Below are 14,625 nucleotides of genomic sequence, written 5' to 3'. Positions count from 1 at the left end.
CAATCCCGCGGGAACGCCTTCAAGGATTCCGATAAGCGCTTTGCCGTGCGATTCGCCGGCAGTCAGATAACGTAATTTATCCAATTAAATTTCTCCGTTAAGTTCTGTGAGGACGGATTCGGTTATTGTGTCGTCGGGAATTTCTCTGTCCAGCCAGAATTTCAATGATTCGAATCCTTGATATACGAGCATACTCAATCCGTCCGAATATCCTACTCCATCTGATAACTGTTTTTTATCGAAGGCGTTTTCCCCGTAATTGAGATCGTAAAAAAAACTCAGTTCTGACAGACTGTCTAACCATTTCGCTTCGAATATTCCTCCGCCGAGAGCGTTAATCACTATTTCAAGCGATGATGGAATCAATTTTGATTCCTCAAGCACTACCAATTCTGTTTTGCTGGAAGTGTTTTTCAATATGTCGGAAAGTCTAACGGCATTTTCGGCTGTTCTGTTTCGGACGTAAATGGTTGAGACTTCCAGATCTCCGAGAGTCTGAACTACCGCGCGAGCCGCGCCACCCGCTCCGAAAAGCAAGACATCTTTTCCTTTTAAATCCAATTTCAACATCTCGACAGCTTTCTTGAATCCGGTAGTGTCCGTATTGTGTCCGATATATTTTCCGTCTCTGACAGCGACAGTGTTGACGGCACTCAAAATGTTTGCCTCAGGCGTAAGGGTGTTCATAAATCCTGCGATAGATTGCTTATGCGGAATTGTCACGTTGAAGCCGTTTAAGGAACTGATTTCATCGCCTGACATAAACTCTTCTAATCTGAATGGAGGCACGGAAAACGATTCATAGCTGCCATCTATGCCGAGCTTATTCATAAATTTTTCGTGCATCAGAGGGGAGACCGATGGAGTAGGAGAGAACTTCAAAATCCCAAGTCTGATATGATTTTCGCTACTCACTTAACTTCTCCAAATCGCTGAAAAAGGAGGGGTATGAAACCGATGCTGATTCGGCGCCTTTAAGGGTCACGCCTTTTTCCGATGCGAGTCCCGCAATGGCGAAAGACATGGCGATACGGTGGTCATTCCCCGCATCAACTGTTCCTCCCGAAATTTTTTGACCCCCTTCCACAGAGAAACCGTCTTCAAATTCGTTAGCACTGATACCTATTTTTTGTAATCCTTTAATAAGGAGTGAAATGCGGTCAGATTCTTTTACTCTTAGTTCGAAGGCGCCTGAAACGTTTGTGACTCCATCCGCGACTGTTCCTAAAATACCGATTAACGGTAGTTCGTCTATAATTGAGGGAACATCTTCCGCTGTTATGGTTACGGCTTTCAGATCGGAAGAGCGAACGACAATATCTCCCTGTTTCTCTCCTGATCCGTTTTCATCCGGGATTACCCTGATATCAGCTCCCATCCTCTTCAGAACATTCAGGAATCCTGTCCGTGTAGGATTCAGCCCCACATTTTTTAAAGTAATCTCGCTGTCGGGAAGCATAAGAGCAGCTGTGATGAAAAACGCCGCTGAAGAAAAATCACCGGGAACTCTGAAAACAGCGCCCTTTAATTTAACGTTCCTTTCCATACGGATGGAATTTCCTTCAGTCTGAATATTTACTCCGCACTGCCGCAGCATAATCTCAGTATGGTTTCGTGATGGATACGGTTCGGACAGTTCAAGTTCAACGCCGCTGCAAATGCTTGCTAAAATCATAGCCGACTTGACCTGCGCGCTGGCTATAGGTGAATTGTAAGAGATCGGCTTCAGATTCGTGCTTCCCCTTATGCTCAAGGGACAGCCGCCTGAATCTGAAGGAATCAGGTCTGCGCCCATCAGAGAAAGAGGAGTGACAATCCTGTTCATGGGGCGTTTTCTTAAAGAAGAATCGCCGTCAATGACAGACTCGAAGTTTTGTGCCGACAGAACACCTGAGAGCAGGCGGACTGTAGTTCCGGAATTCCCGGCATCCAGAACAGATTCGGGTTTCTTCAGACCTTTAGGTCCGTTACCTGAAACAACCGTTTTGCCGTTTTTGCGGGAGATTTTTATACCTAATTGTTTTAGACACGATTCGGTGGATAAAACGTCATCACCGGCAGGTTCGCCTACTATCTCGGTTTCCCCCTCAGAAATGGCGCCGATAATCAATGCCCGATGCCAGATGGACTTGTCGCCCGGCAATGAAATTTCACCACGCACTTTAATTGCCGGTTCTAAAAGCCGTTCCACTATTCATCCCGTAACATTTTGGATCTTAATTCCGCAGCAAAAAGAATTTGGTCCTCAATAGATCCGTTTTCTATTTTATCTTTCAAGTCGGAGATAACCGAGGTTAACGCACTGACAGCGTCCAGCAGATTTTCCTTATTGAGTTGAAAAATTTCATCCCAAATCCTGGCAGGGCTTGCCGCAAGGCGAGTTGTGGAAAAAAAACCGGGTCCCGCTGTCAGCTCGGCATTATCCACCGAACCGACTGATAGCGCCAGCGCAGTGGAAAGGAATTGAGGTAAATGGGATGTAAAGGCTATCAGTTTGTCATGAACTGATGCTTCCATTTCCAGGACCTTGAAATTTAGCGACTCAAGAAAGTCTGTGTGCATTTTGCTGACATCTTTGGAAACATTTTCGGCGGGACAAATAATGAATCTTACACCTTCAAGCAAGTCAGCCGAAGCGTCTTCGAATCCGTGTCCTTCGGAGCCTCCGATCGGATGCCCACCGATAAATGATATAGAGGAAGACGAGTGTTTAGAAGCTTCGGTTAAGATCGGCAATTTTACGCTCCCAACATCACAAACTACCGAACCTTTTTTCGCCCGGGAAAGTACTTCAGGGAGCGTTTTTAATATTTGATTGTTCGGAACGGCGAGTATAGAAAGGTCGGCATCGCCAATGGCATCGCCGATATTTTCAAAAGTATACAAGTTGGCGAAAGGAGAATCCGCCGGCAGTGAATCAATAATTTCAGGTAAATCCACACCGCGGATTCTAATTTCCGGTATTAATCGTTTTATTAGAAGTGCCAGTGAGCCGCCGATCAGACCTGTGCCGATTATTGTTACTTTAGAATACATTACTCAACCGATCTATTCACTGCCGAGGCGATAATTTTTATTTCGTTCATAAGTTTGGTGAGTTGCTCGGGATAAAGCGATTGCGCACCGTCAGAAAGGGCGTTTTCAGGGTCGGAATGCACCTCTATTAAGAGTCCATCCGCACCCGCGGCGATTGACGCTCTTGCCACGGGACTTACTTTGTCTCTTCTTCCTGTTGCGTGACTCGGGTCAGCGATGATGGGAAGATGACTCAGGCTTTCAACCACGGGAATGGCGGAGATGTCGAAAGTATTTCTTGTATAACCCTCAAATGTTCGTATTCCGCGTTCGCACAGCATCACATTGGGATTTCCACCCGCCATTATGTATTCAGCCGACATCAACCATTCCTCTATGGTCGCAGAAAGCCCTCTTTTCAGCAAAATGGGTTTTTTCGTTTTGCCCAGCTCTTTCAGAAGTGAATAATTCTGCATATTCCGTGTGCCGACCTGAAAGATGTCCGCGTAATCCGACATCAGCGGTATCAGATTCGGGTCCATAATTTCCGTTACAACTGCAAGGTCGTAAACATCCGCTGCGTCACGCATATAAATAAGACCTTTTTCTCCGAGTCCTTGAAACGAATAGGGAGAGGTTCTTGGTTTATAAGCTCCGCCTCGCAGAATTTTCGCTCCGGCCTTGCTCACAATCTCCGCCATTTCCATGACATGTTCTTTAGATTCGACAGCACACGGTCCTGCCATGATAACTACATTTTCGCCCCCGATATCTACACCGCGGACGTTTATGATCGTCTTTTCGGGATGCATGGCGCGACTTGCTCTCTTATAAGGCTCCGAAATTCGAATTACATGACTTACGCTTTTCATCAGTTCGAAATCGCGGAGCTCAATGTCTCCGGTCAATCCGATAGCTCCGATGACAACCTGAGATATTCCGTCTGAACGATGGACATCAAGGTCCATCGACGTCAACCGTGATATTACCTCCTGGATTTCACTTTCTTCTGCACCCGATTCCATTACAATAATCATCTTTATCTCTCTTAATTAAGTTTTACTCTAAGTTTTTGATGTACCGGCATTTTTTTCCACTCTCCTCGATTCATCAATCAACCGTTGAAAGAGCCCGATAACCGCCTTTTCATCAAGAGGTCCCTCATTTTGCCCTAACATCCTTTTAATGATTTCTCTTTCTCTTTCAGGGTCGTAAATCTCCTGATGCTCATCTGATTTGATAATGCCGATCTTAATAGCGTATTCCGACCTTTCGTTGAAAAGTTTCAGTAAGCGGCTGTCGACTGAATCGATTTCTTTTCTTAATTCAGCTAATTTATCTATCCTGTCTTTCAATGATTGAGTGATTCCCTAATTTCTTTAAAGAAGATTCTTAATTCATCAATAGAGTTTTCTTCTCCATTCACACGCTCAACAATAGCGCTGCCTATCACTATTCCGTCCGTGAACGGCGCCAGTTCAGCGGCAGTTTCTTTTGAATTAACGCCAAAACCCACAAGTGTGTTTCTGCCGGAGAGAGCTTTTACATGGTTCAAATATTCACCAATGTCTTCGGGTAGAGAATTTCTTGCGCCGGTGACTCCCAATAATGAGACACAATAAATGAATTCTGTGGATATTTCGCTGATGATTTTTATCCGTTCGTCAGTAGTGTTCGGGGCTACAAGGAATATGGTGCTTATGTTTCGTTCTCGAGCCGAAGCCACAAAATCACCAGCCTCTTCAGGAGTCAAATCGGGAATGATAAGCCCATCCACTCCTGATACAACGCAATCTGAAAGGAAAGCAGCTATCCCTTTTTTATAGATGGGATTAAGGTAGCCCATCAGAACAATGGGCGTTTCAAATTTCTTTCTTAATGACCTGACTAAGCTGAAGACATCCTCAAGCGTGGTGCCGTTTGACAGAGAGGTTGAAAAGGCATGCTGGATCACTGCGCCATCGGCGAGCGGGTCGGAGAACGGCATGCCGATTTCAATTATATCCGCACCTTCTTCTGCAAACAGCTCAAACACTTGTAATGATCTTTGATATGACGGGTATCCTGCGACCATGTAAGGAACCAATAGAGTTTTGTTTGTATCACTCATCTTCAGTATTAGCCTTGTGAGTCTATTCTCCATTTGAACTCCCATTGGGGAATCGGTTCTGAGAAAAATCCTTGTCGCCTCTGCCTGAAAGGCATACAATTACGCCTTCATTTTGACGGTAATCGGCGGCAATTTTAATAACTTTCGCGATAGCATGCGATGATTCGATAGCAGGGATTATGCCTTCTTCTCTTGAAAGGATTTTAAACGCTTCAATCGCTTCCGAATCGTTAACAAAAGAATAATTTACTCTACCGGAATCCTTGAGGAACGAGTGCTCAGGACCAACACCGGGATAATCCAGTCCGGGAGCAATGGAATCAGCAGAAGATATCTGACCCTCAGAATCCTGAATAACGTAGGACATGCTTCCGTGAAGAATTCCGGGTGAGCCGGCTGAGAGAGTGGCGGAGTGATTCCCTAATTCCATGTTTTTTCCTCCTCCTTCAACGCCGTAAATATCAACATCAGTTTGGAGGAAAGGATGGAAAAGACCTATGGAATTACTTCCGCCTCCGACGCATGCTACAAGAGCCGATGGAAGCGATTTTTCTATTGTCTCATATTGCTCCTTTGCTTCAATGCCGATAACGCGCTGAAAGTTACGAACCATCAGAGGGTAAGGATGAGGGCCTACCACCGAGCCGATCATGTAATACGTATTTTCAACATTGGTAACCCAGTCGCGGATTGCTTCATTGACTGCGTCTTTCAGTGTTTTGCTTCCGGAATCTACAGTGACAATCTCGGCGCCCAGAAGCTCCATCTTATGAACGTTTAAAGATTGGCGGACAGTGTCCTCCCGACCCATATACACCACCGCCTCCAGCCCGAATTTCGCTGCTATCGTGGCTACGGCGAGACCGTGTTGACCGGCGCCTGTTTCGGCGATAATCCTCTTCTTGCCCATACGCACAGCAATGAGCGCCTGTCCAAGTGTGTTATTTATCTTGTGCGAACCCGTATGTCCGAGGTCTTCGCGTTTTAAGTATATCTTCGCACCACCGACTCTCTTGGTGAGTTTTTCGGCTAAATAGAGCGGTGTCGGTCTACCTGAATAACTTTGTAATAAGTAATTATATTCCCTGTTGAATTCGGGGTCGTTCATCGCGTCAAAATAGGTTTTCTCTAATTCTGCAAGAGCTGGTATCAAGGTTTCAGGCACATAGCTGCCTCCATACTTACCGAAATGACCTTTAGTGTCAGGCAGATTATATTTTTTAAAATCCACTATCGGCATTCTCCACTGACTTGAAAAATTCTCTTACTTTTGACTCATCTTTAATTCCCGGAGAAGATTCAACTCCACTCGATACGTCAACAACGGCGGGCTTCAGTGTCTTGATAGCAGTTCCGACATTTTCGGGCTTCAAGCCTCCGGCGAGAATAAGTTTCGCCCTATTAATAGAAGGGGGTATATTCTTCCAGTCAAAGGTTTTACCTGTCCCGCCGTATTGACCGTTGATAAAATTGTCGAGAAGTGTATAATCGAATTCATTATCCGGGATAGCATTGAAATCGAATGAATCGTTAATTCTAAAAGCGCGAATCTGAATAATATTCAACTCCTTTAACTTGTTGAAATCCATGGAGCCGTGAACCTGAACTGCTTTAATTCCGGTGTCTTCTACGGCGGAAATAATTTCATTCCGCTTCGGATTTACAAAGACACCAACAGGTATAACCCCATCAGGCAGAGAGGAAACGATATTGAGCGCTGTTTCGTTAACGACGAACCGTGGGCTTTTAGGATAAAATATTATGCCGATGAAAGCTGCGCCGAGCCCGGAAGCGTAAAGCGCATCCTCAGGATTGGTGATTCCGCAAATCTTAACTTTTGTCATGATTTTCCCCGATAAGCATTTCCAGCGCCCTACCCGGAATATCAGATTTCATAAACATGGATCCGATCAAGGCGGCATAAATCCCAAGATCGTTGATGTAATTCAAATCTTCGCTGTTTTTAATTCCGCTTTCAGCCACGACCAGAAAATCATCGGGAATAAGCGGTAGTAATTCTGCTATCTTTTTCAGGTCCAGTTCGAAAGTTTTAAGGTCTCTACAATTGATTCCAATCCAGTTGATATCGCAGTTCAGCGCCTTATCAATATCTGAAGTGTCGGTAACTTCCACAAAAGGTGTAATGCCCACTGTCTTGCATATGGATATAAAATCCGGAAGTTCATATGAATCAAGTATTGCAGCAATGAGAAGTATTGCATCGGCTCCGGCAGCCCGGGCATCGTACAGCTGAAACGGGTCAATAATAAAATCCTTACAGAGGACAGGGATGTCAACTGATGCTTTTATCATGCGCAAATCATTCATTGAACCTGAAAAATAATATTCTTCGGTGAGAACAGATATAGCCGCTGCGCCCGCTCGTTCATAACTGACTGCTATATCGACAACATTCAGACTGTTTCCGCCGAAATCGGCAGAAGGTGACGATTTTTTCACTTCCGCGATGATCCGGGTCTCTGTTGCAATGTTTACCAGAGATGCCCTGAAATCAAGTGCCGGAGGCATCGCTTCGGCATCGGATCTGGTTCTAAGAATAGACTTTTCTTTCATCCGTCTGCTGACGGCTTCTCTTTTGTCGGAGATTATTTTTTCAAGTTTGTTCATGCCCTTGCCGTGAATTCTTTTAATTTCTCGAGTAGGTCAGCAGCTTTTCCCGAGTCGATAATGTCTTCCGCAAGTCTTGCCGCATCTTCAAAAGTGCCGGATTTACCTCCTAAATACAGTCCTGCTGACGCATTCGCGACCACGATGTCCCTTTTCGGTCCTTCTTTACCCGAGAGAATGTCAGTTGCAATAACGCCGCATCTGTTTGGATCGAAGTCTCCTGAAATATCTTCTGTTTTGAGGCGAGGAAGGTTGAAAGAGTCCGGGTTAAGTTCAATTTCATTTATGGAATTTTCATTAAGCTCCATGCACCTTGTTGCGCCCGTGAGTGTCACTTCATCCAATCCGTCAGCGCCCTGCACGATTAAAGCTCGCTTCACACCAACGTTTTGAAGTACTTCCGCTACAAGTACGGCAAGATCAAAATCATAAACGCCCATCAGCTGCAAAGTCGGATTTGACGGATTGGTCATCGGTCCTAAAAGATTAAAGATGGTCCTCATCTTCAATTCACGCCTCGGTCCTGCTGCATGTTTCATTGCAGGATGGAGCATTGGAGCAAAAAGGAAAGCCATTCCCACTTCTTGAAGGCATGAACTCAACTTTTCAACAGGCATCTCGATATTTACACCCAGCTCGGATAGTAAATCGGCTGAGCCGCATTGCGACGATACAGCCCTGTTGCCGTGCTTCGATACTTGCACGCCTCCTGCGGCAACGATAAAGGAAGAGATTGTTGAGATGTTGAAGGTTCCCGCGCCATCACCACCGGTACCACACATATCTAAAATCGAATCCCCTTCGGTGCTAACAGGTGTGGCATTCGCTCGCATAATCTCCACAAAACCCGTAACTTCTTCCACGTCTTCTCCCTTAATTCTCAGCGCTGTCAAAAATGCGGCGATTTGAGCAGCAGGAGTATCGCCGCTCATAATGGCGCCCATGGCTTCGGAAGCTTCGCTTCGGCTCAATGAGACGCCTCTCATAACTTTCGAAATGAAAGATTCAATCATTCCCGCCTCGAATTATGTTTTTCAACTATCTTCAGAAAATTTTCAAGCAAATGCATCCCCACATTGGTAAAGACGGATTCCGGATGGAACTGCATCCCATATATCGGGTATTCCCGGTGAGCCAGAGCCATGATAGTCCCGTCGTCGGAAGAGGCGATTGTTTCAAGCTCCGCCGGCAGAGAATCTGACTCCACTACAAGGCTATGATATCGAGTCGCCTTAAAAGGATTTGAGATGTCACTGAATATCGGGTGCTTCTCGTGACTGATAAGGGAGGTCTTTCCATGAAGTATCTCAGCCGCCTCAATAACTTTACCTCCGAAAACTTCGGCAATACACTGGTGGCCGAGACATATACCGAGAGTGGGAACAGTTGACCCAAGTAGCTTGATGGCTCCCATTGAAACTCCGGTGTCTTTCGGTCTTCCGGGTCCGGGTGAAATTATAAGGGCTTCCGGTTTCAATTTCAACAGCTCTGATTCTCCGATTTCATCATTCTTAAATACTCTAATTTCAGAGCCGAGCTCCCCAAGATGTTGGACAAGGTTATATGTGAAGGAATCGTAATTGTCTATAACCGCAATCATTTGAACCCCTTTGCTGCCATTGAGATTGCTTCTTTGAGAACTTTTGCTTTATTCTGGCATTCTTCATACTCGTTTTCGGGGATAGAATCGAAGACGATACCCGCACCGGCTTGAATGAATGCTTTTCCGCCTTTGAAAGTAATCGTCCTGATTGCAATACAGGTATCCAAATTCCCTTTATAGTCAAGGTATCCTACACCGCCGGCATAGATTCCCCTACTGACAGGCTCGAGGTCTTGAATAATTTCCATAGCACGTTTCTTTGGAGCTCCGGTAACGGTGCCGGCGGGGAACGCGGCAATAAGAGCGTCAAGAGCATCATACTCTTCAGCAAGTTCGCCTGTAACCCTGCTCACAAGGTGCATCACGTGTGAATAACGCTCTACTGCCATAAGTTCTGATACTTTTACCGTGCCGTATTTTGAAACTTTTCCTACGTCATTTCTACCGAGATCAACGAGCATTGCATGCTCGGCACGTTCTTTCTCATCTCTCCTGAGCTCGGTCTCTAATGCCTCGTCTTCCGATTTAGTCTTTCCTCTCGGGCGAGTACCTGCTATAGGACGAACATGCAATTTTCTGTCTTCTACTTTAACAAGCATCTCAGGCGACGACCCCGTAATTATCTGGTCGCGCATCTGAAGGAAAAATAGATAGGGGGAAGGATTTATCGTGCGTAAGGCTCGATAGACTTCAAAGGGTTCAGGATGATTTTCCAATTCTTCCCTGCGGGAAAGTACGATCTGGAATGCATCTCCCTGAACGATATGTTCTTTTGCTTTTTCGACGGATTTCAGAAAATCATCCCGTTCGAATGTTTCATGGTAATCACCGATCTCAATTTGATTCGGTTTATGGTCAATATCGTTATTTAAAATCGTCTCGAACGAGTTCACGCGACTTAAGGCAGAATCATATTTTTCCCGTAAATCATTATCGTTTAATGATTTAAGTTCTTCGGAATCGATGAATACGTTGCTGACAAGTATGGCTTGATGTTTGAAGTGGTCGAAAGCCATGATCGTTCTGTAAAACGCGAATTCCATATCGGGCGGCTGATCTTTAGAGAACGCGGCGGATGAGGAGTTACCGTTGAGATTAAAAAAGTATCTGACAGAATTATAAGATAAGTACCCGATCGCTCCGCATGTCAGAGGAGGGAGACCCGTTATTTCCACCGGCTCATATTTTGATAATATATCCCGCAGCTGATCTAATCCATTGCCGTCGCAGCTGCTTGTACTCTCTCCTGTTATGTGTGTAACCTTGCCATCCTGTAAAGAAACAATTTCTGACGGTTCGTATCCGATAAAGGAATATCGTGCAATCCTCTCCCCGCCCTCCACACTCTCAAGCAAGAAGGAGTAATCTGATTTGTCTCTGATTTTTAGATACGCATTTACGGGTGTGAGTAAATCAGCCAGAATTTTTTTGTATACCGGTACTATAACTCCCTTATTAATTTTATGCTTTTTCGAACAAAGAGCCTTAAAATCACCGAATGTCATTGTTTCCATGTCATTACCTTAAGTTTATAAAATAAAAAAACCTGCCGAATTCTTTCCTGGCAGGTGAGTATACTTAGCTGATTATGGACGTATCTACACTTGTATACCCTCTGCGAGGCTATAATACCACCAGTAGTTTAATGAGTAATTTAATGTAGTTACGTTCACCATTACGATGCTGAATATATATTGAGAGTGATTGCATGTCAAGTTAATTCTCATAGTCAATTAAAAATCCAATATTTTCAAGCATAATCAGCTGCTCAATTTGGTTGTATGATTTACAAGTTCTTTCTATAATAACAAATATGAAAATTGAAGGCCCTTTAATATGACGCTGTTTTCCTGGAACGTCCCAACAGATTCCTAACCAAAATAGAAATTGACGGAAAGGTGGTCGAAAGCCATCTGCCGGATCCCGGTAGATTGAAGGAACTGCTGATTAAAGGCGCCCGGCTGAGAGTTCGAAAAGTGCCTGAGACAGCAATACACAGGAAAACGAAGTGGACAACAGTCATGGTCAAATCAGGAAAACAATATATATCTCTTGATACGAACCTCCCGAATAAATTGGTAAAACGATTGTTAGAAAATAAAGAACTTCCGTTTCTGAAGGATTGGAATTTGAAAAAAACGGAGGTAACTGTAGGTAAGCATAGGTTCGATTTTCTTTTAGAAAATAAAGATTCAGAATTTTTTCTTGAGGTTAAGTCAGTTACGCTTGTGGAAAATGGAGTTGCAATGTTCCCCGATGCGGTGACTGAAAGAGGGAAAAAACATATGGAAGAACTATCAAAATTGAGAGATTCAGGGTTTGGCGCAGGAGTCCTTTTTGTATGTCAGAGATCCGATGTTCGGGAATTTACGCCTCACTGGGAAAGAGACCCGAAATTTGCATCCTCATTATTGAGGGCAAAATCGCTTGGAGTAAAGGTCTGGGTTATCGTTTGTGAGGTCACATCGACAGAGATAAATTACAAATATTCCTTACCTTATATATTAGAGCATAAATAAACGTAGTTTTTAACTATTTTAGCTTAGGTATTAGAGAATCAATAAGAGTTGAATATAAGTAATTATGTCTAAATAGATAAAAATAAAATAATTGAAAATATTACTTGACAAATTTAACAAGGATATATAGCTTCAGTGCATAAACATTTTTTATAGATAATTAAGAAAAGAACGATACCGGAAAATGGTATCACAAAGCAAAATGCAATGTGCATCATTGCACTGTGAAGAACGGTATATTTGTGGGAGAAAGATTTGATTATTGAAATTCAAAATAAGTTTAAAAAAAACGCCGCAACGGCTAACAGTAAAAAGTAGGAGGTAACAGAAGTGTTATCAAATATAAAAACATTAATATTTTTGACGATGACTGGCGTATTTGTTGCAGGATGTGCAGACATTCCAAGCGATGCTCCGGTGTTTCCTGATTTCCAATCGGAAGTGAGAATCTTAAACGCTGCAAACGAAACTGCATTATTGATGCAGGAAACTACAGGTGATCTGGATACAACTACATATTCCTTTTCGCGCACAGTAGTTAATTTTGACGTATTGGATACAGCAATCACAATTTCGTTTGATACAGTTTGGGCTCTCAATGTGGATTCTACTGATTCATTCATCGTTGTCATAAATGTTGCTAATGATACGGTTTTTACAACCACGCCGGATTCGACTGTTGATGATACAGTATTTGCGGTCAGAACAAGAACATTTAAGGATCTGTTAGTAAATACAGGTGACTTATCGGTCAGCGTGGACGGTACGTCAATAGGAGCATCGCTGGCGTATGAAGATGTTACAGCCTATCTGCCATATCCGTCAGGTGTATATAACATTACCTACACTGCAACGACAACAAGAACTGCTGATATAGTAGTCACAGACTCTGTTGGATATGCAAACACGGTAGAGTTCACAGATTTTGGGGCGGTTACTGTATCCACAACTGTTAATGTCGTAGACGTTGCAGTCAGCGTGAGCGAGAATGTTACTCTAGCCGGCGATCAGCAGTCGTTGGTTATCCTGCATGACGATGATGGCGGAAACAGGATTAGTTTATACCACGAAAAATTTATGTCAGAGACAGGAACCGGTTCCAGTTTAGGTTTGGTTAAGGTTATAAATACATACTCGGCAGGTGGTGCATTAGATGTATCGGTTGTTGATGGCGCTAACATTGCTGTGGGATTAGAATTCTTAGGGAGAGCGTTAGATGACCCGAGTGATGATTCATTGGTAGAGAATTTCTATTCAGGTTACGCTGAAGTACCGGTAGGTGCCTCGGTAACTGTAACGGATGGCGGCGCATTAAGCGAAACAGCTGCTCTAACAGTAACTGCGGGCAAGCGTCAATCGCTGATAATCTTTGGAACCAGCACCGGCTTTAAATTATCCCAACTAAGTGATAAATAAATTGATTATGAATATTATAAATAAAAATAATCTCCGTGAAGATAAAATCAGGAGGAGTAGCATGTCTTATAGATTTTTCTTATTTGCAATAGTTATGTTGTTAGTTCCGTCATTAGCTTTCGGCGCTACGTCCGGCAAGCTAAAAGGAACGATAACCGACCAGGAAACCGGTGGCCCGTTAGTAGGCGCTAACGTGGTAATCAGCGGAACCTCCATGGGTGCGGCAACGGATGAGGACGGAAAATTCGTCATCCTTAACGTTCCTATCGGTGTCTATGAAATAGACATTAAGTATATCGGTTATCAGAACTACCTGTTGACCGAAGTAAAGATAACAGCCGATCTCACCACAGCTATTTCCGCGGAACTATCATCGGTAGCAGTTCAGGTTGGAGCTGTCACGGTGGTAGCGCAACGGCCGCTGGTTAATATGAACGCCACCAACGCAGTTCGGATAGTGGGTTCGGAAGAACTGCTCTCTCTGCCTGTGAGAGGCGTCAGAGCTGTTGTAGCGCTTCAAGCCGGTGTGGTTATAAAGGACAACAAGATCTATATCCGTGGCGGCAGAGACGATGAGGTTGGATATTATATTGATGGCGCAAGTTCCCGCGACATCATGACGGGCGATAACGCGATTAACATTATTCCTGAATCGGTTGAGGAATTTCAGCTGCAGGCAGGCGGGTTCAGTGCTCAGTACGGCGGCGCTAACTCCGGTATCTTGACGACAACGCTTAAGACCGGCGGAAGCTCGTGGAAGTTTTCCATACAGGGTGAAACTGATAAACTTGCCGGTGAAAACAAAACCTTTGATGATGACAAACAGTTTCTCGACACATACAGCTACGGTTATACTGATTTAGTCGCTACCATAAGCGGCGCTCTGACAGATAAGATCAGGCTGTTTGCCGCAGGCGAAAGACAATTTCAGCGTGATTCTGAGAAGGTATTCTGGACCGGATTCAAATTTGAAGGCCTTGTGGACTCCGGTAACAGAGGAGGCATTGTAGGTGAGGAAGCCCCTACTCTTGATCTCGCTAGTGGTAACGTACCTTTCGGTAGAGATGAACGATGGACCGCAAACGGAACGCTGTTGTTTGATTTAAGTCCCATCAGGCTGCGGTTCTCAGCTAACGCCACTACAAGAACGGCTCAGCGGCGTAGAAACAACTCGGGTAATTTGCCTATACTGAACATACTGAACGGCGACAGAATCCCCGAGAGTGAGTCAAGCAACGGGCTCTATTCGCTGAGGCTTACACATCTGTTGACTCCGGTGAGTTATTATGAAGTGAGCGTGAACTATTTTGATAGTCGCGCGAAGACGGTTGATC

The 14,625-nt window shown here is 44.3% G+C and carries 16 protein-coding genes; 3 read left to right on the top strand and 13 right to left on the bottom strand.

What is annotated here, in order from left to right; translation table 11 throughout:
* From IID12_06860 to trpE, 13 genes are all read right to left on the bottom strand, one after another.
* Nucleotides 1–84: chorismate synthase (locus IID12_06860; protein ID MCH8288810.1), on the bottom strand; the 84-nt coding region annotated here is incomplete at its 3' end.
* Nucleotides 85–831, bottom strand: a complete 747-nt coding sequence (locus tag IID12_06855) for a hypothetical protein (protein ID MCH8288809.1) — start codon at nucleotides 829–831, stop codon at nucleotides 85–87. It abuts the gene before it with no gap.
* 76 nt (nucleotides 832–907) lie between these two features.
* The gene (gene aroA / locus IID12_06850) at nucleotides 908–2,191 is read right to left on the bottom strand and encodes a 3-phosphoshikimate 1-carboxyvinyltransferase (GenBank protein ID MCH8288808.1); all 1,284 of its coding nucleotides are present in this window, start codon (nucleotides 2,189–2,191) and stop codon (nucleotides 908–910) included.
* Entirely contained in the window at nucleotides 2,191–3,036 is an 846-nt protein-coding gene (locus IID12_06845; protein MCH8288807.1) for a prephenate dehydrogenase, read from the bottom strand. Before IID12_06845 ends, aroA begins: the two co-directional genes overlap by 1 nt.
* Nucleotides 3,036–4,052 (bottom strand): 3-deoxy-7-phosphoheptulonate synthase, encoded by a 1,017-nt coding sequence (aroF, locus tag IID12_06840; GenBank protein MCH8288806.1) that lies wholly within the window; start codon nucleotides 4,050–4,052, stop codon nucleotides 3,036–3,038. The genes IID12_06845 and aroF overlap by 1 nt, the downstream gene beginning before the upstream one ends.
* Before the next feature lie 27 nt (nucleotides 4,053–4,079).
* Complete coding sequence (gene pheA / locus IID12_06835; GenBank protein MCH8288805.1) at nucleotides 4,080–4,358, bottom strand: chorismate mutase; 279 nt, start codon at nucleotides 4,356–4,358, stop codon at nucleotides 4,080–4,082.
* Nucleotides 4,359–4,366: 8 nt separating this feature from the next.
* Nucleotides 4,367–5,125: a tryptophan synthase subunit alpha gene (locus IID12_06830; GenBank protein ID MCH8288804.1), complete on the bottom strand. Its 759-nt coding sequence runs from the start codon at nucleotides 5,123–5,125 to the stop codon at nucleotides 4,367–4,369.
* A 22-nt stretch (nucleotides 5,126–5,147) separates the two neighbouring features.
* Nucleotides 5,148–6,365 carry a tryptophan synthase subunit beta gene (trpB, locus tag IID12_06825; GenBank protein MCH8288803.1) on the bottom strand — a complete coding sequence of 406 codons (1,218 nt, stop codon included), beginning with the start codon at nucleotides 6,363–6,365 and terminating at the stop codon, nucleotides 5,148–5,150.
* The gene (locus IID12_06820; protein MCH8288802.1) at nucleotides 6,346–6,969 is read right to left on the bottom strand and encodes a phosphoribosylanthranilate isomerase; all 624 of its coding nucleotides are present in this window, start codon (nucleotides 6,967–6,969) and stop codon (nucleotides 6,346–6,348) included. The genes trpB and IID12_06820 overlap by 20 nt, the downstream gene beginning before the upstream one ends.
* Nucleotides 6,956–7,753 carry an indole-3-glycerol phosphate synthase TrpC gene (trpC, locus tag IID12_06815; GenBank protein MCH8288801.1) on the bottom strand — a complete coding sequence of 266 codons (798 nt, stop codon included), beginning with the start codon at nucleotides 7,751–7,753 and terminating at the stop codon, nucleotides 6,956–6,958. Before trpC ends, IID12_06820 begins: the two co-directional genes overlap by 14 nt.
* Entirely contained in the window at nucleotides 7,750–8,766 is a 1,017-nt protein-coding gene (gene trpD / locus IID12_06810; protein ID MCH8288800.1) for an anthranilate phosphoribosyltransferase, read from the bottom strand. The genes trpC and trpD overlap by 4 nt, the downstream gene beginning before the upstream one ends.
* On the bottom strand, nucleotides 8,763–9,353 hold the full coding sequence (locus IID12_06805; GenBank protein MCH8288799.1) for an aminodeoxychorismate/anthranilate synthase component II: 591 nt from the start codon (nucleotides 9,351–9,353) through the stop codon (nucleotides 8,763–8,765). The genes trpD and IID12_06805 overlap by 4 nt, the downstream gene beginning before the upstream one ends.
* Nucleotides 9,350–10,861, bottom strand: a complete 1,512-nt coding sequence (trpE, locus tag IID12_06800) for an anthranilate synthase component I (GenBank protein MCH8288798.1) — start codon at nucleotides 10,859–10,861, stop codon at nucleotides 9,350–9,352. The genes IID12_06805 and trpE overlap by 4 nt, the downstream gene beginning before the upstream one ends.
* Nucleotides 10,862–11,206: 345 nt before the next feature.
* Here trpE and sfsA point away from each other — a divergent pair, with 345 nt between their 5' ends.
* The 3 genes from sfsA to IID12_06785 form a co-directional block, all read left to right on the top strand.
* Complete coding sequence (gene sfsA, locus IID12_06795; protein MCH8288797.1) at nucleotides 11,207–11,875, top strand: DNA/RNA nuclease SfsA; 669 nt, start codon at nucleotides 11,207–11,209, stop codon at nucleotides 11,873–11,875.
* Nucleotides 11,876–12,205: 330 nt separating this feature from the next.
* The gene (locus IID12_06790) at nucleotides 12,206–13,291 is read left to right on the top strand and encodes a hypothetical protein (protein MCH8288796.1); all 1,086 of its coding nucleotides are present in this window, start codon (nucleotides 12,206–12,208) and stop codon (nucleotides 13,289–13,291) included.
* A 61-nt stretch (nucleotides 13,292–13,352) separates the two neighbouring features.
* The coding region (locus IID12_06785; protein ID MCH8288795.1) for a carboxypeptidase-like regulatory domain-containing protein at nucleotides 13,353–14,625 on the top strand (1,273 nt) is incomplete at its 3' end.

It is taken from the genome of Candidatus Neomarinimicrobiota bacterium (assembly GCA_022567655.1).
GTDB lineage: Bacteria > Fidelibacterota > SORT01 > SORT01 > SORT01 > JADFGO01.
Note: the sequence above shows the minus strand (reverse complement) of the source record. Positions and strands in the feature narration are given on the sequence as shown.

Bases quoted from the DNA above. Each gene is read 5' to 3' on its own strand.
- trpB (MCH8288803.1), bottom strand. From the start codon at position 6,365: ATGCCGATAGTGGATTTTAAAAAATATAATCTGCCTGACACTAAAGGT.
- trpD (MCH8288800.1), bottom strand. From the start codon at position 8,766: ATGATTGAATCTTTCATTTCGAAAGTTATGAGAGGCGTCTCATTGAGC.
- IID12_06805 (MCH8288799.1), bottom strand. From the start codon at position 9,353: ATGATTGCGGTTATAGACAATTACGATTCCTTCACATATAACCTTGTC.
- trpE (MCH8288798.1), bottom strand. From the start codon at position 10,861: ATGACATTCGGTGATTTTAAGGCTCTTTGTTCGAAAAAGCATAAAATT.
- IID12_06855 (MCH8288809.1), bottom strand. From the start codon at position 831: ATGAATAAGCTCGGCATAGATGGCAGCTATGAATCGTTTTCCGTGCCT.
- aroF (MCH8288806.1), bottom strand. From the start codon at position 4,052: ATGATTATTGTAATGGAATCGGGTGCAGAAGAAAGTGAAATCCAGGAG.
- trpC (MCH8288801.1), bottom strand. From the start codon at position 7,753: ATGAACAAACTTGAAAAAATAATCTCCGACAAAAGAGAAGCCGTCAGC.
- IID12_06830 (MCH8288804.1), bottom strand. From the start codon at position 5,125: ATGAGTGATACAAACAAAACTCTATTGGTTCCTTACATGGTCGCAGGA.
- IID12_06845 (MCH8288807.1), bottom strand. From the start codon at position 3,036: ATGTATTCTAAAGTAACAATAATCGGCACAGGTCTGATCGGCGGCTCA.
- IID12_06820 (MCH8288802.1), bottom strand. From the start codon at position 6,969: ATGACAAAAGTTAAGATTTGCGGAATCACCAATCCTGAGGATGCGCTT.